This is a genomic window from Nocardia sp. NBC_01329 (genome assembly GCF_035956715.1).
Taxonomy (GTDB): domain Bacteria; phylum Actinomycetota; class Actinomycetes; order Mycobacteriales; family Mycobacteriaceae; genus Nocardia.
In genome coordinates this window covers 2,787,964-2,807,040 of record NZ_CP108381.1, presented here as the reverse complement: position 1 = coordinate 2,807,040, position 19,077 = coordinate 2,787,964, and the positions used below count along the sequence as shown (strand labels likewise).

20 protein-coding genes are annotated in these 19,077 nt (G+C 67.7%); 12 read left to right on the top strand and 8 right to left on the bottom strand.

Annotated elements, in window-relative coordinates; translation table 11 throughout:
• Positions 1–118: 118 nt before the first annotated feature.
• The gene (locus tag OG405_RS12605) at positions 119–1,519 is read right to left on the bottom strand and encodes an alpha/beta hydrolase-fold protein (protein ID WP_327151816.1); all 1,401 of its coding nucleotides are present in this window, start codon (positions 1,517–1,519) and stop codon (positions 119–121) included.
• Positions 1,520–1,735: 216 nt separating this feature from the next.
• On the opposite strand from OG405_RS12605, the gene OG405_RS12600 reads away from it, so the two are divergent.
• Both OG405_RS12600 and OG405_RS12595 read left to right on the top strand, forming a co-directional pair.
• Positions 1,736–2,380, top strand: a complete 645-nt coding sequence (locus OG405_RS12600) for an ABC transporter ATP-binding protein (RefSeq protein ID WP_327151815.1) — start codon at positions 1,736–1,738, stop codon at positions 2,378–2,380.
• On the top strand, positions 2,377–3,225 hold the full coding sequence (locus OG405_RS12595) for an ABC transporter permease (protein WP_327151814.1): 849 nt from the start codon (positions 2,377–2,379) through the stop codon (positions 3,223–3,225). Before OG405_RS12600 ends, OG405_RS12595 begins: the two co-directional genes overlap by 4 nt.
• Before the next feature lie 56 nt (positions 3,226–3,281).
• Here OG405_RS12595 and OG405_RS12590 read toward each other — a convergent pair whose 3' ends face one another.
• Positions 3,282–5,291: a polyprenyl synthetase family protein gene (locus tag OG405_RS12590; RefSeq protein ID WP_327151813.1), complete on the bottom strand. Its 2,010-nt coding sequence runs from the start codon at positions 5,289–5,291 to the stop codon at positions 3,282–3,284.
• Between the two features lie 535 nt (positions 5,292–5,826).
• The gene (locus tag OG405_RS12585; RefSeq protein ID WP_442790752.1) at positions 5,827–6,786 is read right to left on the bottom strand and encodes an alpha/beta hydrolase; all 960 of its coding nucleotides are present in this window, start codon (positions 6,784–6,786) and stop codon (positions 5,827–5,829) included.
• A gap of 238 nt (positions 6,787–7,024) precedes the next feature.
• Between OG405_RS12585 and OG405_RS12580 the strand changes: the two genes are divergently transcribed.
• Together OG405_RS12580 and OG405_RS12575 are read left to right on the top strand one after the other, a co-directional pair.
• A complete protein-coding gene (locus OG405_RS12580; protein WP_327151811.1) occupies positions 7,025–7,594 on the top strand; it encodes a TetR/AcrR family transcriptional regulator in 570 nt (189 codons plus the stop codon).
• Positions 7,591–8,136 (top strand): hypothetical protein, encoded by a 546-nt coding sequence (locus OG405_RS12575; protein WP_327151810.1) that lies wholly within the window; start codon positions 7,591–7,593, stop codon positions 8,134–8,136. Before OG405_RS12580 ends, OG405_RS12575 begins: the two co-directional genes overlap by 4 nt.
• Here the strand turns inward: OG405_RS12575 and OG405_RS12570 are convergent.
• The 3 genes from OG405_RS12570 to OG405_RS12560 form a co-directional block, all read right to left on the bottom strand.
• Positions 8,122–8,628 (bottom strand): hypothetical protein, encoded by a 507-nt coding sequence (locus OG405_RS12570; RefSeq protein WP_327151809.1) that lies wholly within the window; start codon positions 8,626–8,628, stop codon positions 8,122–8,124. The two genes, OG405_RS12575 and OG405_RS12570, sit on opposite strands and share 15 nt — an antisense overlap.
• A complete protein-coding gene (locus tag OG405_RS12565; RefSeq protein ID WP_327151808.1) occupies positions 8,628–9,101 on the bottom strand; it encodes a GreA/GreB family elongation factor in 474 nt (157 codons plus the stop codon). The genes OG405_RS12570 and OG405_RS12565 overlap by 1 nt, the downstream gene beginning before the upstream one ends.
• A 334-nt stretch (positions 9,102–9,435) precedes the next feature.
• Entirely contained in the window at positions 9,436–10,971 is a 1,536-nt protein-coding gene (locus tag OG405_RS12560) for a PucR family transcriptional regulator (RefSeq protein ID WP_327151807.1), read from the bottom strand.
• A 243-nt stretch (positions 10,972–11,214) separates the two neighbouring features.
• Here OG405_RS12560 and OG405_RS12555 point away from each other — a divergent pair, with 243 nt between their 5' ends.
• The 4 genes from OG405_RS12555 to OG405_RS12540 are packed head-to-tail and all read left to right on the top strand — an operon-like array spanning position 11,215 to position 14,733.
• Positions 11,215–12,171 (top strand): ABC transporter ATP-binding protein, encoded by a 957-nt coding sequence (locus OG405_RS12555; protein WP_327152318.1) that lies wholly within the window; start codon positions 11,215–11,217, stop codon positions 12,169–12,171.
• On the top strand, positions 12,168–12,977 hold the full coding sequence (locus tag OG405_RS12550; RefSeq protein WP_327151806.1) for an ABC transporter permease: 810 nt from the start codon (positions 12,168–12,170) through the stop codon (positions 12,975–12,977). Before OG405_RS12555 ends, OG405_RS12550 begins: the two co-directional genes overlap by 4 nt.
• A complete protein-coding gene (locus tag OG405_RS12545; protein WP_327151805.1) occupies positions 12,974–14,116 on the top strand; it encodes a sensor histidine kinase in 1,143 nt (380 codons plus the stop codon). Before OG405_RS12550 ends, OG405_RS12545 begins: the two co-directional genes overlap by 4 nt.
• Entirely contained in the window at positions 14,113–14,733 is a 621-nt protein-coding gene (locus OG405_RS12540; RefSeq protein WP_327151804.1) for a response regulator transcription factor, read from the top strand. The genes OG405_RS12545 and OG405_RS12540 overlap by 4 nt, the downstream gene beginning before the upstream one ends.
• On the opposite strand, the gene OG405_RS12535 is transcribed toward OG405_RS12540, so the two are convergent.
• Positions 14,705–15,703 (bottom strand): NAD(P)H-dependent flavin oxidoreductase, encoded by a 999-nt coding sequence (locus tag OG405_RS12535; RefSeq protein ID WP_327151803.1) that lies wholly within the window; start codon positions 15,701–15,703, stop codon positions 14,705–14,707. The genes OG405_RS12540 and OG405_RS12535 overlap by 29 nt on opposite strands.
• Positions 15,704–15,754: 51 nt before the next feature.
• On the bottom strand, positions 15,755–16,504 hold the full coding sequence (locus OG405_RS12530) for a class I SAM-dependent methyltransferase (protein ID WP_327151802.1): 750 nt from the start codon (positions 16,502–16,504) through the stop codon (positions 15,755–15,757).
• A gap of 94 nt (positions 16,505–16,598) precedes the next feature.
• On the opposite strand from OG405_RS12530, the gene OG405_RS12525 reads away from it, so the two are divergent.
• The 4 genes from OG405_RS12525 (at position 16,599) to crcB (ending at position 18,926) form a co-directional block, all read left to right on the top strand.
• On the top strand, positions 16,599–17,264 hold the full coding sequence (locus OG405_RS12525) for a hypothetical protein (RefSeq protein WP_327151801.1): 666 nt from the start codon (positions 16,599–16,601) through the stop codon (positions 17,262–17,264).
• A gap of 254 nt (positions 17,265–17,518) precedes the next feature.
• A complete protein-coding gene (locus OG405_RS12520; protein WP_327151800.1) occupies positions 17,519–18,028 on the top strand; it encodes a nuclear transport factor 2 family protein in 510 nt (169 codons plus the stop codon).
• Between the two features lie 47 nt (positions 18,029–18,075).
• Positions 18,076–18,567: a fluoride efflux transporter FluC gene (locus OG405_RS12515; RefSeq protein WP_327151799.1), complete on the top strand. Its 492-nt coding sequence runs from the start codon at positions 18,076–18,078 to the stop codon at positions 18,565–18,567.
• Positions 18,564–18,926: a fluoride efflux transporter CrcB gene (crcB, locus tag OG405_RS12510; RefSeq protein ID WP_327151798.1), complete on the top strand. Its 363-nt coding sequence runs from the start codon at positions 18,564–18,566 to the stop codon at positions 18,924–18,926. The genes OG405_RS12515 and crcB overlap by 4 nt, the downstream gene beginning before the upstream one ends.
• Positions 18,927–19,077 lie beyond the last annotated feature (151 nt).

The window sequence follows — 19,077 nt, the reverse complement described above, 5'->3', positions numbered from 1 at the left end:
CGCTACGGGCTGCGGTGACGGTGCAGTTGGAGGGTGGTTCGACGCTGCCGCATCTGCAACGGCTGGTCGACCCGGTGGGGGAGTCGGCGAACCTGACGGCCCGCACCGGGGACATTGTTCATGCAGCCCCCGGCATCGCGCTCGAGGATGACACGAGAGCCGCCGGTCGCAGCCGAGCGATGATGCCGTCGAGGTCGAGGGCGAACATATCGGGCCGGAAGACGTGCCCGCCTGGTGCCTCATGCCATTCATGCGGGATGCCGGCGTCGCTGAGGCGTGCGCGGAACTCTCGCTGGCCGCCGAGTACTTGGTTCTCGTTGACGCTGTCGAACCAGTTGACCGGATCCGGACTGGTGCCGGCGACCAGGAAGATCCGCTTGTTCCGGTAGCTGCCGATACGCTCGATCGGGTTGTCGGCGCTGACCCTGGTCTGGTTCCAGAACGGCGCGCCGTAGACCGTGCCGCCGCCCAATTCCACGGCCGCCGAGGACAGGTTCGCCCAATGGACGACCAGGCCGAAGTCGCGACGCAGACTCGCCGGACCGGAGTGGCTGCTGACCGAGGCGAAGTGGCTGTGGTACTTGGCCGTGTACTTCAGTGCACCGAAGCCACCCATCGAAAACCCGGCGACCGCGCGGCCGTCGTACTCGGCGTAGGTTCGGAAGTTCGCGTCGATCCAGGGGAGCAGCTGGGCGATGTGGAATGTCTCCCAGTTCCGGGGGCCGACGAACGAGCTGACCGGATTGGAGTACCAGCCCGCGCGCCCGCCGTCGGGCATCACGACGATGATCGGCTTTCCTGCGGTCAGGTCCCGGATACCCCGAAAGTCGAACGAGCGGAAGTCCTCGTCGCCGCCATGGAGCAGGTAGAGGACGGGATAGGTGCTCCCGCTGGTGCGGTAGTCGTCGGGAAGTAGGACGTTGACCCCGGGATTCCAGCCGATCGCACCGGTCTGGAACCGGTAGTACCACATGCGGGGGTCGTCCTCGTTGCGGTCCACGATCGACAGTCCGAATCCGTCACTGCGCCCCGCGAATACGGCCAGCACGATTCCGGCGCCGATATCGTCGGAATCGGTGACGCCGGTGACGCCGGTGACGCCGGTGACGCCATTGACGGTGGCGATCAGCGGGGAAAACGAGGAGTCACCATAGAAGCGTGACGCCAAGTCCGGCAGCGTGTCCCCCGCGAGGGTCTTGTATCTCGTGAGATCGGGAATGATCAGCTCTTGCCCCGCATCGATGTCGTCGGGGTGGGTGATTCCGCTGGCAGTGGCGATCAGCGGGGCGAACGAGGTGTCACCGTGGAAGCGTGATGCCAAGTCCGGCAGCGTGTCCCCGACGACGGCGGTGTATCTCGTGAAGTCGGGAATGATCAGATGTTGCCCGACAGCGATGTCGTCGGGGTCGGTGATTCCGCTGGCAGTGGCGATCAGTCGACCCGGTCCTGCGTCACCGTAGAAGCGTAACGCCAAGTCCGGCAGGGTTTCCCCGGCAACAACGGTGTGTGTCCTGACCATCCCGCTCACCCCATCGATAGCAGATTGCTCTAGTGTCCAACGTCGGGAATTCGTTGTCCAGTACTCCGCGACCTCGTCACCGGTAATCGCGACCACCACGACTGTCGCCATACATTGCCGACAGGAGGGGGCTGCGGTGCCTCGGGGAAGCGTAGGTGTGCGCGAATAAGACGTCGCGGCAGAGGGTTTCGTCGCTAGTTGGTAGCATGCGAACCGATGTCGGTCCACTGCATCGGCGGCAGACAAGGGGCGATGATGGAAGTGGAGAACGTCCACCACTCGTACGGCAGGCGGTCGGTCCTGCGTGGCGTGGACATCACATTGCCCGCGGGGACGCTGGTGGGCATCGTCGGTGAGAACGGGGTGGGGAAGTCGACGCTGTTGAAGATCCTGTCCGGAGCGCTGCGCCCGGACCGGGGGACCATCCGGCACCGTGGGCGGTTCGGTTACTGCCCGCAGCAGGTGGTTCTGAACGACGCCTTCACGGTCCGTCAGCACCTGGACTTCTTCGCCGCGGCCTATTCCGTCCCGGATCTGCGCCGGGCCGAGGAGACCATGGAGATCCTCCGGTTCACCGAGTACGCCGGTGAGCCGGTCGCGACCTTGAGCGGCGGCACCCGGCAGAAGCTCAACCTGACATTGGCGGTGATGCACGACCCCCAGGTTCTGCTGCTCGACGAGCCCTATCAGGGTTTCGACTGGGAGACGTATCTCCGTTTCTGGGATCTGGTCACCGAGTTCCGCGACACCGGCCGATCGGTGCTGATCGTCTCGCATCTCGCCCACGACACCGACCGACTGGATCAGGTGTGGCGGCTGCACGAGGGGGTCCTACGAAACAGACAGGAGAGGGCTGGATGAGCAACGGTGTTCGACTGTTCCTGATCGCCACCCGCTTCGGCCTCGTCGAGCACGCACGTAACCGGTTCGCCATGCTGTTGGTGGCCGTCTTCGTCCCCGTACTGATCACTCTGGCCCGGGTGGCCGTCACCGATATCGAGGTGCCGTTCCGGCTTCGGGACAGCGGTCTCGTGCTGCGCGCCAACGGGAATGAGCTCGCGCAGCTCAGTGCCGCCTTGATGGTGGTCTCACTGATCATCGGGTTCATGATGTTCGCGGCGACCTTCACCAGTGGCGCATTCGACCGGCGACTGTCGATGGCGGGGTATCCCCGGGTCGCGTTGGGTTCGGCGAAGATCGCCTGTTTGGTGGTGGCCTCGGTGGTGGTCTGTGCCTACGCCACCGCGATCATCTGTTGCTATTGGTCGCCTCGGCAGCCGGTGCTGCTCGCCGCGGCGTTGTTCGGCGCGGCGATGACCTATGGCGCGCTGGGTGTCGCCCTCGGCGCGCTACTGCGCCGCGAGGTGGAGGGCATGTTCGCCATCGCGATGATCAGCTGCGTCGATATGGCCGTGCAGAACCCTATCGCCAGCGCCGGCGCGGACAGCGATCTCGTGCGCTGGCTGCCCTCCTACGGGGCGATGCAGGCTTCGACCGCGGCCGGTTTCTCCGATGGCACGCCGCTGGCGGGCTTCGCCGTGCAACTGGCCTGGTTGGGCGCGAGCGCTCTCGTCGGATTGGTCGCCTTCCATCTGCGCACCCGCTCGTCTCTTCTGTCCCTGCCCCGGATCGGATTCGCCGGACCCCGCGCCCTCGGGTCTCGTCTCCCGGGAGCGGCGAAGTCCGGGCAGCCGGCGAAGCCCTGAGGTCGCGTCCCGCCCGATCATCAGGGTGGATCGGGCGGGACTGCCGGCCGTGGGCGCTACAGTGCGGTAGGAGCTGGTTCCGCTGCCCGGTGGTAGACCTCGCGGCGCAAACGTTCCAGGTCCGGCGCGGTGGACGCGGAGGTCGGTTCGTACCGATCGCTCTCACGTCCCCAGAGCGCCACATTCGTGATGTTCGCGTACATCTGCGCGTAGTCCTTCCGCCTGCCCGGCAGACCGGGAAGCACGCGGATGAGCCCGGGGATGTAGCGGATCACCGCCTCGAGCTGGGCGCGGTGCTCCGCCACCTGACGCTGCACCTGCTCGACGGCTTCGCTGCGGGTGACCCCGGTTTCGTGCCGTACCGCCCGCACCAAGTTGTAGGGGACCTGATCTGCCTCGTCCTGATCCAACCCCACCAGGTCGTTCTCCACGAAAGTCACCCAGAAGGCGAGTTCTTCGAAGCGGCGGATCACCGGGTGGTTGCGCAGTTTCGACGGCAGTTCCCCGTCCTCGTACACCTCGATGCAGGCGAGGGCGATCTCGATTCCACTGGTCGCGATCCGCAGCGGCAGGTAGTCGGCCGTGCCCGGGATGTAGCCGTCGATGCGATGACGCGCTTCGCGTTCGGCCGCTTCGAACCAGTTCTCGAGGCCGTCGAGGAACCGCTCCTGCCAGCGGGGGGTCCGGCCCTCACGTAGCCGCGGCCACAGACTCGCCCAGGCCGTGGGGATCGCGCCGGGCAGTGCGGGGTCCTGCGGGTCCCGGCGCACCATCGCCACCATGCCGCGTCTCAGCGCCGTGACGGCCGCCGGGTCCGTCAGCTGCGGATCCTCGAAAAGGTCGTCCAGGATGAGGGTCAGTACGGCCATACCGTAGGTCGTCTGTTCGCGTGCCGGGTTCGCGGCCGGGGTCAAGGTGTGCGCCGGGAGCTGGATCGCTCCGGTCCACCGGTGGTAGTCGGCCTCGGCGGGGGTGAGGGCGAGTCCGGTGTCCAACAGCCAGTTCCGCAACCATTGCGCGATATGTGGCGGGAGCCCGGCGCCACGAGCTCGGGGTGGCTGCGGTGACCGCGAGGCCGCCGCCGGACCCGGTGTTCGCCGGTCGAGAATGGTCCGGGCATAGGCCATCATGGCGTGGCGGACACGTGGGTCGACGGGCACAGCGGCAAGCCGACCGGCAGCCCGGTCCATGAATTCGTCTGCTGTCGTTCGGGCTTCGTCCACGGCGCCGGAGGCGATGACGAGCTCATGGGCATGCGCGGCTTGCGCCCGCGTCATAGCCCGGCGGAGCAGTCGCACGAGGTTCCCGTCGCGGGCGGCTGCGCGGATCACCGGAAGTGTGTAGATCCCCTCGGGCAGATCCGCGTTGACGGGTTTGCCCATCTCCTCGGCGGTCGAGGTCAGATCGAGGATGTCGTCGTGCAGTTGGTAGGCCATTCCGAAATGCCTGCCGAAAAGGGCCAGCGCCTCTTCGGTGTCCTCGTCACGGCCCGCCTGCATCGCGCCCACCCGGCAGGCCAGCGACAATACCGCCGCCGTCTTACCATCGATCGCGTCCAGGTAGGACTGTTCGCTGCGGGACGTGACGTACAGGTCGGCGGCCTCGATCACCATGCCCGCGCACATCTGCTCACCCGCGATCGCCCCCGCGAGAACTTCCCGCCGGCCGAGTTCGGCCAGCATGCGCACGCTCGTGAGCATCATGGAGTCCCCGCCCAGTACCGCCATATGCGAACCCCACACCACGTTGGCGCTGGGGCGGCCGCGGCGCTCGTACGCGTGATCGACGACGTCGTCGTGGTAGAGCGAGCCCAGATGCAGCAATTCGACAGCGGCGGCGGCGCGCACCACCCGGTCGTCGGCCGGGGTCGCGGGATCGGTGAGCAGGTAGTACGACAACAGGGTCAGCGTAGGACGAACCAAACGGCGAGAGGTGCCCGGTCCTTCGTCGGTGAGGGCGGTGAGCTCGGGCCTGCCCTCCAGCCGAACGGGTCCTAGAACGTCTCGGACACGGTCCAGATCCGTCTGTAGATGTGGGAAGACAGCCGAATCGATTCCACGTGGCATGAGGGCACTCCTGACTGGTTACATTGGTCATCGGCAACACCATTGATCAGTGGAATTCGACACCAACTTCGCTCGGAAGATGTTGGTATCGGCAAAGTTCGATGTCCGACGCTTTCCGCGGGGCTACCGCCGGTAGGCCGCGCCCGGGTGGTCGGCGGTCGGCCACGGGCCCCGTCATCTCCCAGCTTCTGCCGCAGGGCGCCGTTTTCGGTGGGCTCCGGAACCCGCCCGCGCTGCCGCGGCCCCGGCACCGAGAAAGAGGTTTCGAGCCGGCAGTCGTTGCGTCGGTGACCGCCACATGCGCCGATACGGCATCGGTCAGCCGGACCCGCACGGTCGGTCCATAGAGGACGACCATCGCGGGGCCGGAAGCGACCAGCGGCACGAACAAACGGAAACGCTCGCACCGTCGCGAGGCAGCCATAACGACATCACCGCGGCAATGCGATGGCCTTCACGCCACGGTCACTTCGATATTCGATACTCCCCGAGGCTTCTCCGGCGCGGTGGTGGCGGCGCCCATCGGCACATTCCCTCAGTGGGCGCCGAGCGCGTCCAGGATCATCGGGCGGGCGGTGGCCAGGGCCTGACCCCAGTAGGGCCAGGTGTGGGTGCCGTTGACGATATCGACACGGGCCGGGATACCCAGTGCTGCGACGCGATCGCCGAACATTCGAGCGGCTACCGCGGCCGTCGCCTCCAGGCCCATGGCGTTCACTGTGTTGCCGGCCCCGTACGGCAGGTCGGGCGCCCCGGGTGTGCCGTTGCCGGCCGAGACATACATCGGTAGTCCGCGCAGTAGTTCGGCCTGCACCGTAGGGTCGTTGCGGCTCCAGGCGGGGTCACCGACCGGGCCCCACATATCGTCCACGTTGAATCGGCCCTCGTCCCACAGGGCGGCGCGGACCGCCTCGTTCCAGAGCGGGAAAGTCGGGTTCAGGAATCCGGAGAACGATCCGGCGAACCTGAACTGGTCGCGGTGGTGCGCGGCCAGCGTCAGAGCTGCCCCGCCTCCCATGGACGCACCGACGATGGCTTTGTCGGTTCGGGAGACCCCGTATCCCGCCAGGAAGTCCGGCAGCTCCTCGGTGAGGAAGGTTTCCCATCTGTACGCGGAGGCCTGGTCGTTGGTGCTGCTGGGCCGGTACCAGTCGGTGTAGAAACTGGAGTTCCCACCGACCGGGAACACCAGTGTGACGTTGTCGTCGGCGAACCGCTGCAGTACGTCGGTATCGCTGGTCCACTGACTGTGATCGTGCGGGGCACGGAGGCCGTCGAGTACATAGAGCGCCGAACTGCCGCCGCGCGCCGCCCACTGCACCTGGATCTTGATCGGACCCATGTGGGACGGCACAACGAGCTCTTCGTACCCACCGGCGGGGGCTCGCAGGATAGGAGCGCCGATCGGCGCCGCACTGACCACCGCCCCGCCCGCCCCGGTCGTCAGCAGCATCGACGCAACAACCGCGGCGACTCTACGCAGCCGCCTCCGCATACCCCGCCGACCCGCTGCGCGCACTCTTTTCTCCTTGATGGTCTCGTATGTGGTCGGTGAGCACGCTACCGAGGCGACCCGGATTCGACTGGACGCCGCACGGGTATCGGCTGAGTTTTTCGCTCCCGGGAGGACCGGTCGATGACGTCGGCCGCGGCCACGTCTGCCGGCGGCGCGCCGCAGCGGAGGTAGCGGCGGTGCCATTGCACATGACTGACTGGTCAGTCATAATAAGTCCATGCCGAAGAGAATAGATCGAGACAACCGGCGCACCGAGATCATCGAGGCGGCGGTGCGGGTATTCGCCAGGAAAGGTTTCGCCGCTTCCCGGATCGAAGATGTCGCCACCGAGGCCGGAGTGGCAAAAGGCAGTGTCTACCTCGCAGTTCAGAGCAGAGAAGAACTGCTGACAGCAGCGTTCGATCAATATCGTGTCCGGGCGGAGCGAGAGCTCGAGACGCGGGGGACCGGGCCGGCGCTGGATCGGCTCGCCGCACTGATCCGGGCGACTGTCGCTGTGCTGGCGGCGCACCCGGATCACGCGCGTGTACTGATCGACGTGTGGTCGGCACGTACGCCGATAGATATGGGAACGGTATACGAGAAGAACCGCGCGGCGATCGGGGATCTGTTACGCGAAGCCGAGAACGAAGGGACGCTGCGGGCCGGTATCGGCGAGGGACATGCGGCGGTGATCGTCGGAGCGATCGAGGGCTGTCTGGTGCAATGGCTGGCCGACGACCGTGTGCGGCTCGCCGACCTGGCCGAGCCCATTGTGCAGGTCTGCGTGGAGGGTATTCGGCGATGACGATCACCGACCGATTGATCGCTCCGGACGCGACCGGGGAAGAGATCGCGCTCGGCTATACGGCCGCGGTGCTGGGTGCGCTGACGGCCGGCCTTCTGGCCTGGGACGCGAGTCTGTCGCCGGTGGTGACGGTCGTGGTCGCTCTGGTGGGTTTCGATCTGTTCGGCGGCGCGGTGGTGAATGCGACCGCATCGGCGAAACAGTGGTATCACCGGTCCGGGCGGAGCTCCCGTCATCACCTCGGCTTCGTGGCCGCCCATATCCAGCCGTTCGTCCTCGCGCTGATGGTGCCCGGATTCGGCTGGTGGACGGCGTCGGCGATCTACGCCATCGTGTTCCTGGCAGCTGTGGCTGTCGTCCTGTCGCCACGCCGGATACGCACGCCCGTGGCCTTCGCCGGTGCCGTTTTCGGTGTCGCGGTCACGTCGGTGCTACTCGAGGTGCCCGGGTTCCTGCTGTGGTTCGGGCCTGTGCTCTTGATCAAACTGCTGCTTGCCCATCTTCTGCCGCAGCCGGATCCGCTCGTTCTACCACAGCGGTGAATATGCGCCGGGCCGGACGCCGGGCACCAGTACGGTCGTGTGCCAGCGGTCCTCCTCCCACAGCTGTTCCGGAAGGACCGGATGCGGCCGGTGTTCGATGGGGGCGGCGAGGGCGATCACCAGAGTGGTGCGTTCGACCATGCGGCGCCGCCTCCATGTCATCGGGCCGGAGATCTCCAGCACTCCCGGGCCGGGACCCATCGTGGTGGGAATATTCACCGCCAGCGGCTCCTCTTTCCACGTGGCGGGCCGACCGCAGTCCCGAGCGAGATACGTGCGCGGAGCGCCCTGGGTGCCGAACGAGAGTGCGGCGAGTGCCCGGCCGCGATCGGGGAGGCCGAACAGATCCCAGAAGCCTCCCGAGAGCCATGAGTGGATCGGTAGTGCGATCGTCCGGTCGTCCCGGACGATCGTCGGCGAGTCGATGTGCACCAGGGTGATCTCACTCGTGGACGCGTGCTTCCGCGGGCTCGACCGTTCGCCCGTGGTCATCAGGCGTCGGGGTGAACGCCGGCGACGGCACGGCCGTAAGGGACGGCCTCGAGCAGAGTTACCCGGATTTCGGTGCCGTTGGGTATGCGGTACATACGCTGTTCGCCGCGGTGTGCCCCGGTGAGCGCGCCGCCCAGGGGTGAGTCCGGCGAGTAGACCTCGAGATCGCCGTGTTCGGCGTCGCGGCTCCCGAGAAGGAAGGTCTCGGCATCGCCGGTGCCGTCGTAACGGACAGTGAGTACCATGCCGGGCTCGGCGATCCCGTCGTCCGGCGGGTCCTGTCCGAATACGGCGTTGCTCAACAGGTCACGGATATGTGCGATACGAGCCAGGCGCTGGTGCCGGGCGGTGATCGGGTCGCCGGGGTAGCTGTCGGTGTCGCCGGTCGTGTCGACGGCGAGGAGTCCGGCCAGCTCGATCGCGAGCTGATCGTGGGCTTGTGGGGTCAGCCAGATGGGTGGGCTGGTGGTCATATCGGTCCTACGGGTTCGATCGAAAGGCGGTTCTGCCGTCGGGGTGGCGGAGAAAGGAAAGGCCGTTCCGCGACAGAACTCCGTGGAGCCGGGTACATACGAACCACCGGCTCCACGGATGGGGAAATAGTCGAGGGCTCAGCCGGGTATCGGGTTCCCCACCCGATACCGTGCTGCTCGTTCGTGGTCGAGCCGACTCGCTACGTGCGTCGTGCTCACCTCCGCTATCGAACGATGTGCTGTCCCAGTCATCATGACGTGGCCGAAGCCCGTGCGCATGTCCGCTCGGGACAGTTGTGACCCTGCCCGTTGTTCAGTTACTACAACGGCCGAGTTATTCGTCCTCGAAGGCGGCGAGATCGATTGTCATTGCCAGTCGACTACGGGCATCCTCGAGTTCGAGCACGGTGACCTCACGCATCTTCCGCAACCTGTTGCGCACAGTATTCGGATGGACCCCCAGCCGGGTGGCGGCATCGACCGGATCGCCCTGGGCATCGAGCCATGCGCGCAGGGTCGCCACGAAGTCCGTCGCGTGCTCGCGGTCGTACCCGCGCAATTCCGCGACCGGTCCGCGCGCCGGAATGCGGCCGGCCCGGGCCGCGGTGCGCAACCGTTGCAGCAGGATCTCGCCCCAGGACTCGTCGTACGCCGGGGCGGGGGTGTCCGGGGCCGCCTGCTCGTGCAGGGCCAGACATTCGTCTGCCTCCTGACGGGATGCGGGCAGATCGGGTGCCGTGGCCGGTCCGCCGATACCGGCCGAGACTGTCACCCGGCCCGGTAGTGCGGCGCGCAGGGTCGCCACCCATTCCCGTGCCGGCTGAACCCGTTCGCCGGGCAGGATCGTGTAGACGGTGTTGTCCGACAGGGTGCTGCGGCCCGGCCGCGACCAGCCGAAACCGAAGGTGGCCTGTTCGAAGGCGAGCAGTAGCCCGGCGTGCCGTTCCGCCGCGACCTGGGCGCGGACCGCCACGACCCGCAACGGTGCCGGCGCCAATCCGAGCCGGCCGACCACCGTCGCGGCATCCGGGCTGCCCTCCAACAGCCGGATCACCAGCTCCGACTCCACCTGGCGTTCCAGGTCCGCGCTCGCCCGCGACCGCAGCAGGTGCAGGGCCACCGTGCGCGCGCCGTCGGCGAGTGCTGTCCGGCGCGCGCTGGGCAACGGCGCCGCGCAGGCCACCCATACCGAACCCAGCAGTTCCCTGCCCACGCGCACCGCGATCACCATCCGACCGCCGAACGCGCGCTCGGCGTCGGGTCGCACGAACAGGGGTTCGTCCGAACTCTCCAGATGCGCGTGAACGCCCCGGGATTCGAAGAATTCGCTCAGAGCATCGGATTGTTGCCGTCGGAGCACCGTTTCCGACAGGTCGCGATCGGCTCCGCGCTGCGACGTGGAGTGGGCCATCACCCGCGAAAGGGGATCTTCGATGGTGACGGCTCCGTCGACGGCGACCGCCAGGCTGTCCGCCAAGGCGAAAAGATCGGTCGGGCCCCGGCCCGACGCCGTCTCCCGACCTTCCAGGACCAGTCCGTAAACGACTCCGACGAGCTGACTCCACGACACCGCGGGATCGACCACCAGGACCGCGACTCCGGCTTCCGGTCCGGTCGCGGCCAGTTCTCGCGTGGTGTCGGCGTCTCCGCGCACGAGCACGGCGACCGCTTTCGCAACCCGCGCCCCGGCCACCGCCTCGTCCACGGAACCGGCACCCACGGCCAGGAAGATATCGCCGGTCGCTTCCTCGGAACCGGTCGCGTCGAACATCGCGACGCTGCGGATCACAGTCGCCCGCGATACCGGGCAGCAGCGCAACCGCACGCCGTACCCGCCCAGCACGTTCACGAGATGGTCCAACCGCACCATGAACGACTCCTGCTCACCTTGGTCGAGCCACCGTAACCGACACACGGGGTGGCTTCGATACGGCCGGGTCGGTGCCGGCCGATCGACCCGACGGCGACGGGCAGATGAGGTATCGGAGATGACAAATGTCATCCCCCGGGCATGAACGATCCACCGGGATCCGATGACTGCGCTTACTACCCGGCAACGCGGCGAGCCGCGATGGTAGAAGCCATGAGCAGCACGAACTCCGATCTACAACAGATGCGTGGACAGCCGCGCGAAAACGTGGTCGTCGGACGCGGTATGCGTCGGACCTACGGTCAGGGGAAGAACGCGTTCGAGGCCGTGAAGGGTGTCGATCTCGCAGTCGCCGAGGGCGAGGTCTTCGCACTGCTGGGCACCAACGGCGCCGGCAAGACCTCGACCCTGGACATGCTCGAAGGCCTCGCCGAACCGTCTTCGGGTTCGGTGGAGATCTTCGGCCTCGACCCACGCCGCCACCGGGCTCAGGTTCGTGCCCAGGTCGGCATCATGCTGCAGTCCGGTGGCCTGCCCGCCGAACTGACCGTCGGGGAAACGCTCGAGATGTGGCGGGGCACCTGTAGCAACCCCACCACCACCGCCACGGTTCTGGCTCAAGTGGATCTGGGCCATCGGGTGGATGTTCGGGTCGGTGCGCTGTCCGGAGGTGAGCAGCGCCGGGTCGACCTGGCCTGCGCGCTGCTGGGGCAGCCCCGGTTGCTGTTCCTCGACGAGCCGACGACCGGACTCGACCCGGAGAGTCGTCGCGGGACGTGGCGGCTGCTGTCGGATCTGAAGGATGCCGGGGTGACCATGGTGCTCACCACGCACTACCTCGACGAGGCCGAGGCGCTGGCCGACCGGATCGCGATCATGCACCGGGGTGAGGTCGCGCGGGCCGGCACCTTGCGTGAGATTGTCGACGGGCATCCGGCGCGGATCGTATTCGATCACCCGGGGCTGCCGTTACCGGACCTGTCCGCCGTCTCGATCGAGGCGCGCGCCCGGGTCACCGTCACCACCCACGACCTGCAGGGTGATCTGTCGGCACTGCTCGGGTGGGCGAACGAACACGAGATTCGGCTGGGTGGACTGGAGGCCCGCGCGGCCTCGTTGGAATCGGTTTTCCTCGATATCGCGACCGACCCCGCCGCCGCGCCGGCGACCGACCCCGAGCTGATCGGAGCCATTCGATGACCACGACCACGCCCGCTGCCGCAGGTTTCCGCCGCCGTCCGCTCGCCGCGCTCACCAAGGCCGAGTATCTGCAGTTCCGGCGGAACAAGACGCTCGTCTATGTCGCCACGGTGTTCCCGATCAGCATTCCGGTGGCCTTGTTCTTCTTCGCGCGCCGGGGTGATGCCCCCGCCGCGGATATCGCGGTGCTGACATTCGAGATGCTTGCGCTGGTCACCCTGCTTTTCGTGCAGTACTACTCGGTGCTGTCGATGGTCACCACGCGCCGCGGTGAAGGTGTACTCAAGCGCCTGCGCACCGGGGAGGCCGCCGACTGGCAGATCCAGGCCGCCCCTGCCGTTCCCGGTGCGTTGGTGACCCTGGCGTGCACGGTCGTCGTCGCCGTATTCGTCTACGGCATGGGCGCACCTGCCCCGGTGAATCCGGTGGCGCTGCTGCTGGCCCTGGTCGGCGGCATCGTCTTGTTCTCGGTGCTGGCCCTCGCGACCAGTGCGGTGACCAAGAACGCCGAGGCCGCGCAGATCACTTCGTTGCCGGTGATGACGATCGCGATGCTCGGCCTGGCCTCCATTCGCGGTTTCCTGCCCGATCGGATCACCGACCTGGCCGACTGGACGCCCTTCGCCGCGATTTCCGACCTCGTGTCTCTCGGTGTGGCAGGCAAAACGGCCGCCGCCTCCGATACGGCACTCGATTTCGCCGGTACCTTCGCCGAACTCGGGCGCCCGTTTGCGACACTGGCGATATGGACCGTCCTGGCGTTCGCGCTGACCCGCCGGAGTTTCCGCTGGGACGACCGCGGGTGAGCCGGTGGACCTCCTGGTGGCACGAGCTGTCTGCTGCCGCGAAGTTCCGGCTCTACACGGGGGCTACTTTCCAGTTCGCGCTCGCTGTGGTGATCGTCGTCATGGCGATCACCGTCCGTTCGCCGTGGGCCGCGACCGGGGTCGTGCTCGCGGGTATCGCCGCGGTGCTCGCGGTGGAGGTCCGCGCCGATTTCGCGGTGACCTCACTGCTGGCGTCCCGGCGCTGGGTGCAGGTCGTGGCCGTCGCGACGCTGGTAGGGGTGTGGATCGCGTGTGCTGTCGCCGCGGGACTGTCCGGCGACGCGACGACGGACGCCCGCATGCGGTTGACCGGCATCTATGTGGTGATGCTGATCGTGTTCTCGGTCGTCTCGCTGATCGAGTACAAATGGTGGATCCTGCTCGCGCTCAGCCTCGTAACCGGGCTGGCTTTCGGAACGTCGCCCGCGACGGTGTTGGGCGGCGTGCTGTTGACCTTCGTCGCCGGCGCCCTGGTCGTCGCGACTACGCTGCTCACCCTCTGGGGCATCCGGATGGTCGACGAGCTGGAACACGCGAAGGTGGTCGAAGCCGAATTACAGGTGGCCGAGGAGCGGCTGCGTTTCGCCCGGGACCTGCACGATGTGGTGGGACGCGGATTCTCGGCGATCGCGGTGAAAAGCGAACTGGCCACGGCACTGTCACGTTCCGGTGCTTCCGATCGCGCCGCCGCGGAGATGGACGAGGTCCGATCGCTGGCCGTCGAATCCATGGGGCAGATGCGCGAACTGGTCCGCGGCTATCGCGGAATAGATCTGACCAGTGAAGTGGCCGGGGCTCGGTCGCTACTGGCGGCGGTGGACTGCCGGCTCGCGGTGGAAGGCGATCCGGCCGCGGTCCCCGCGCGGTTCCATGAGGTCGCCGCCTGGGTCGTGCGCGAGGGCACGACCAATATCGTCGAACATTCCGCGGCGACCGCGGCGACTCTCGCGCTCGGTGCCGCGGGCATGTCGTTGCGCAACAACCGTCCCCGGGGGACTCCGGGACAGCAGTCGGGTCTACGCGGCCTCGCGGAGCGGCTCGCGGCAGTCGGTGCGAGCCTCGAGGTCCTTTCCTCGCCCGATCGATTCGGGCTCGAAATCCGCTGGGAGAAGAGTTGATACCGGTCCTGCTCGCCGACGACGAAACGCTCATCCGTGCGGCGCTGGCGACGATGCTCGGCCTCGAAGACGATATCGAGGTCGTCGGCCACGTCGGCTCCGGGGAGGAACTCGTCGCCACCTGGCAGCGGCGTGGGGCAGCCGGTGAGCCGGTCGCGGTGGCCGTCATCGATCTGCAGATGCCCGGGATCGACGGTATCGAGACCGCCGCGCAATTGCTGCGGCTCACCCCCGGTGCGGGCACCCTCATCGTCACCAGTCACGGGCGGCCCGGCTATTTGAAACGGGCGCTCGCCGCAGGTGTCCGCGGATTCCTGCCGAAGACCACCTCGGCGGCGACGCTGGCCGAGGTGATTCGCACCGTGCACCGCGGCGGCCGGTACGTCGACCCGGAACTGGCCGCGGAGGCCATCAGCGCCGGTGACACGGTACTCACCGCCCGCGAGGCCGACGTCCTGGAATACGCGGTCGACGGCTCGTCGGTCGAGGACATCGCCAGACGTGCTCACTTGTCACCGGGCACCACGCGCAACTATCTGTCCTCGGCGATGGCGAAACTCGGTGTGTCCAACCGATACGAGGCGGCGCTCAAAGCCCGGGAGAAGGGCTGGATCTAGTCGCGTCGCTCCCGGTGGGCTGCCGCTGCCGCAACAAGGACTCGGCTTCGCGGAACAACTCGGCGACGACCGCACCGGCCGGACGTGCCCGGGTGAGGGCCCCGACACCCGCACCCGCGTCGACAGGGGCCAGGCGAGGATCGTCGGTGGCGACGGCCGCCGCCACCTCGTCGCGGGCTTTGTCGTCCCGGGACAATTGCTCTTCTCTTCCAGCCCAGCGAAGGGTGGTCTCGTTGCTCAGCACCCGGGCCGGATAGCGGTCCGGCCAGGGCAATCGCTGTCCCAGATCGAAGACACGGGTGACGACGGTATCGGTGGCCCGTGCCCGCAACAGTGCTTCGCGCGCCGGTTCCGGGGTGAGTGCCTCCGGGCAGACCGACAGGCAGGTGCCCAGCCAGGCACCGGATGCGCCTGCAGCGAGTACGGCGGCCAGACCGCGGGCGGTGGCGATTCCGCCCGCGGCGAGTACCGGGACCGTCACTGCTTCGAGAACCGCGTCCAGCACCGCGAGGGTGCCCAGCCGGGGATCGCCGTGACCTCCGCCCTCGCTGCCCCGGGCAACCAGGACGTCCACCCCGGCTGCGGCCGCCCGCCTCGCGTGGTCCGCGTCGTAGACCTGGGTGACGGCCGATACGCCCGCGGCATGCACGCGGTCGACCCAGGACCAGTCCTCGGTGAACCCGACCGAGACCAGTGCGGGACGCGCGGCCAGGGCGGTGTCCAGCAGTGCGGGTTCGCGCTCGACGACCCAGGCCACCGTGCCGATCCCGAACATGGTGGGTTTCGGGTCCAGTTGTGTGAGTTCGTGTTCCAGCGCCGAGACCGATCCCGAACTGCCCATGCCGATCATTCCCAGCCCCCCGGCCGCGGATACGGCGGCCGCGAGGCGCCCACCGGCCACCCCGCCCATCGGGGCGTTCACGATCGGCACCGACAACCCCATCCGGTCCGACCAAGGCGTTCCCGCCACCTGCGGCCTCCTTCGCTGTCCGGGCGCGAGCCGCGCCACCGCCGGCCGACTTTACGGGACAGCATCGATCAGATGCCGGGTGGAATACGCGACCAACGGACAGCCGTCGCGCATCCCGCGGTCGAGGTCGAGTAGGACATCGCGGTATCGGTCGACGGAGAAATCCGGCACCCACCAGACGCATTTGCGCAGGATCCACACGACAGCGCCGATATCGAAGAACTCCATCCGGCAGCGCGCGGTCCGCAGATCCACCACGGTCAGTCCGGCGGCTTCGGCAGCCGCGGCTTCACCAGCTGGGTCGCGCCGCATCCGCTGCTCGGGGAGCGGGCCGAGGAAGTGTTCGATGAGCGCGAAAGCCGAGCCCGGACCGACATGCTGGGCGAAATAGTGCCCGCCGCCGGCGAGGACACGGTGGATCTCCGGCCAATCGGGCCGCACCGGATGCCGGGCCGTCACGAGGTCGAAACTGCGGTCGGGAAAGGGGAGCGAGTCACCGGGCGCGGTCTGCACGATCTCGGCGCCGCGTTTACTCAGCCTGCGCCGGGCACGTGCGGCATTCGGTGGCCAGGACTCTGTCGCGTGCATGGATGGCGGCAGCACGGAGGCCTCGGCCAGGACCTCGCCACCGCCGGTATCGATATCGAGGGCCGAACGTGCCGCGGCCAGTCGTTGCGCGAGCAGCCGGGCATAACCCCAGGGCGGTCGCTCCTCGGTGGCCCGTCCGTCGAGCCAACCGAAGCCCCAGCCGCTGGTATCGGCGGCCTCGGCTTCGCTCACCAGTTCATCGAAGGATCGCACCCAGCGATGGTTGCAGACACGCCGGAACTGGGTAAAGCGCTTTCGGCCGGATGTGCCGGAGGTTCCGCTCGCTCGCGCCGGATCGGGGAGCGTTTTGAATACACAGTTCTCGCGTCCGGAACTCGTCTGCTCGGCTACTGTCGACCGGGCATCCGGGGTGGGCGTCGCCACCGCACCGGACGCCGCACGCGGGCGGATATCCGATGCCGGGCACGACCCGCTGTTCAGGGAATTCGACTCGGGAAAGGACCGCATGTCTCGTACCCGTTGGACCATTCTGATCGCCGCATTGATCGCACCGTCGGCGCTGGGTTCCGCGATGGGTACCGCGACCGCGGCACCCATGGTGACCCCGCTGCCCATTCCGGTGGTGTCCGGACCGGAGCTCGGACCGGGTGCGGTTCCCGGCGGACTTCTTCAAGCGATTTCCGTGGTCGGGACGACCGGCGAGCAGCCGGGTACCGTCACCTTCGCAGTACCGGCGCCGGCCCCGTACCACTACCAGTACAGCTACCGCTGGATCACCGTGCACTGGCAGAACCTGAGCAGCGGCGCCGCCGGAACTGTCGATCTGCGGCATTGGAACGACGGCGCCATCCCGAGCGGCGAACAATATGCCGCGAGTCTGCCGACCAGTGCACCGGTGGCGACCGGCCCCGGGCCGGTGCTGGTGACGGTGACCCACAACCGTGCGCAGTATCAGGCGCCGCCCCAGTCCAACGCGGTGATCCCCGGGGCGGGCATCGTCTCGGCGGTCTGAACCGGCCCGGACGATCAGTCGGCCGCGATTCGTCCAGGTACCCGTCGCATCGACCGGCGCTTCGTTGCCGAGCATCGGGGAGCGGGTCCGGGGCTCTCCTCACCCAGTACGAGGTCGAACGGCACCGCCCGCTGCGGTGCCGTCGGGCGAACCGGGCACTGAATGTCCGGACGCGATGTGATGTGATGCGGTACGAGCCGGTTCGGCCGGGCCGGCCGTCGATCGGATACCCGGCCGCCGAACGAGGAGGCCGAATGTCCGGATCACCGTCACCCGAGTCCGAATTGGCCCAGCGCATCACCCTGCTGGAGACGGTCGAGGCGATCAAAGCGCTCAAGCACCGGTACTTCCGCGCCTGCGATGCCAAGGATCCCGCGCGATTCCGGGAGTGTTTCGTCGCCGAGGGTTCGGTGCTCGATTACGGTGAACTGGGTGTTTCGGACGCGGACGGAATGGCGGCGGTGTTCGAATCCATCGCCCTGCGGCAGGTCGACGGTAAACACGCGGTGCTCGATATGCACCACGGTCTGCACCCCGATATCACCGTGCACGCCGACGGCACCGCCTCCGGGCGGTGGACGCTGCAGTTCCGTCAGGTGAATCTGCTCAACGATACCGATTCGCTGTCCACCGGCGAATACGAAGACAGCTACGTCGTCGAGGACGGCCGGTGGAAGATCGCGGTCTCCCGGTTCCGGCGGATCTGGTCGATCACTCGCACCGTCGATGAGACATGCCGGGTCGGGCAGTACGGGGCGCGGTGACGAACTCGGCCCCTCGCCCTCGGGCGGCTGTGGAGTAGGAGACCTTTGTGCCCGATGACCCGCCACCGGTCCACGGACCGCCACTGCCCGTGGATCCCGATATCGATCTGGGGTATGCGCCCCAGCGTGCCGAACTCGCCGGCTCCCACGGCGCGATCCTCGCCGTGATCGCGATCGGTGGCGCGCTGGGCGCACTGGCCCGGTATGGACTGATCCGGTCCCTGCCCACGCCACCGGGAGGCTTTCCGTGGATGGTTCTGCTCATCAATGTCATTGGTAGTTTCCTGCTCGGTGCGCTGATGGTCGTGATCACCGAGCAGCGATCGGCCCATCCGCTGCTGCGCCCGTTCCTCGGGGTCGGAGTCCTGGGTGGTTTCACCACCTTCTCGACCTACGCCGACGATATTCGCGCCCTGCTCGACACCGGCGCTGTTCTCATCGGCGCCGCCTATCTGGCATCGACCCTTTTCGCGGCAGTGGCGGCGTGCGCGCTCGGCGTCGGCCTCGCCAGGCGCCTCGGCGGGGGAGCAGCGCGATGAATGTACTGCTGGTGATCGCCGGGGCCGCGGTCGGCGCGCCACTGCGCTACCTGCTGGACCGGGCCGTACAAGCGCGGCACACCAGCCGGTTTCCGTGGGGCACCTTCGTGGTCAATGTCTCCGGATGCCTCGTTCTGGGAGCTCTCACCGGCGCGGGACTATCCGCCGTGTGGACGATTCTCGCGGGCACCGGGTTCTGCGGCGCCTTCACCACCTACAGCACCTTCTCCTACGAAACGGTGCGGCTGACCGAACAGCACGCCTACCGGCACGCGATCGGCTACGCAGCCGCCAGTATCGCCGCGGGGCTGGTCGCGGCGATACTCGGCTACGCCGCCACACACGCGCTCTTCGGCTGAATTCACGCCGGCGCGGGTTCGGCGGCCTGCGGCGTCGGCGTCCGACCGGCCGCCCGGGTTCGCGGACCCGGCCCGGTTCGGGGCACCCACCCGCCGGTCAGGCACCGGCATGTCCGCCGGTCGGGAAAGGATGGGACTCAGCAGATACGCC

Bases quoted from the DNA above. Each gene is read 5' to 3' on its own strand.
- OG405_RS12600 (WP_327151815.1), top strand. From the start codon at position 1,736: ATGTCGGTCCACTGCATCGGCGGCAGACAAGGGGCGATGATGGAAGTG.
- OG405_RS12595 (WP_327151814.1), top strand. From the start codon at position 2,377: ATGAGCAACGGTGTTCGACTGTTCCTGATCGCCACCCGCTTCGGCCTC.
- OG405_RS12550 (WP_327151806.1), top strand. From the start codon at position 12,168: ATGACCACGACCACGCCCGCTGCCGCAGGTTTCCGCCGCCGTCCGCTC.
- OG405_RS12580 (WP_327151811.1), top strand. From the start codon at position 7,025: ATGCCGAAGAGAATAGATCGAGACAACCGGCGCACCGAGATCATCGAG.
- OG405_RS12585 (WP_442790752.1), bottom strand. From the start codon at position 6,786: ATGCGGAGGCGGCTGCGTAGAGTCGCCGCGGTTGTTGCGTCGATGCTG.
- OG405_RS12555 (WP_327152318.1), top strand. From the start codon at position 11,215: ATGCGTGGACAGCCGCGCGAAAACGTGGTCGTCGGACGCGGTATGCGT.
- OG405_RS12590 (WP_327151813.1), bottom strand. From the start codon at position 5,291: ATGCCACGTGGAATCGATTCGGCTGTCTTCCCACATCTACAGACGGAT.
- OG405_RS12560 (WP_327151807.1), bottom strand. From the start codon at position 10,971: ATGGTGCGGTTGGACCATCTCGTGAACGTGCTGGGCGGGTACGGCGTG.
- OG405_RS12520 (WP_327151800.1), top strand. From the start codon at position 17,519: ATGTCCGGATCACCGTCACCCGAGTCCGAATTGGCCCAGCGCATCACC.
- OG405_RS12570 (WP_327151809.1), bottom strand. From the start codon at position 8,628: ATGACCACGGGCGAACGGTCGAGCCCGCGGAAGCACGCGTCCACGAGT.
- crcB (WP_327151798.1), top strand. From the start codon at position 18,564: ATGAATGTACTGCTGGTGATCGCCGGGGCCGCGGTCGGCGCGCCACTG.
- OG405_RS12575 (WP_327151810.1), top strand. From the start codon at position 7,591: ATGACGATCACCGACCGATTGATCGCTCCGGACGCGACCGGGGAAGAG.
- OG405_RS12605 (WP_327151816.1), bottom strand. From the start codon at position 1,519: ATGGTCAGGACACACACCGTTGTTGCCGGGGAAACCCTGCCGGACTTG.
- OG405_RS12565 (WP_327151808.1), bottom strand. From the start codon at position 9,101: ATGACCACCAGCCCACCCATCTGGCTGACCCCACAAGCCCACGATCAG.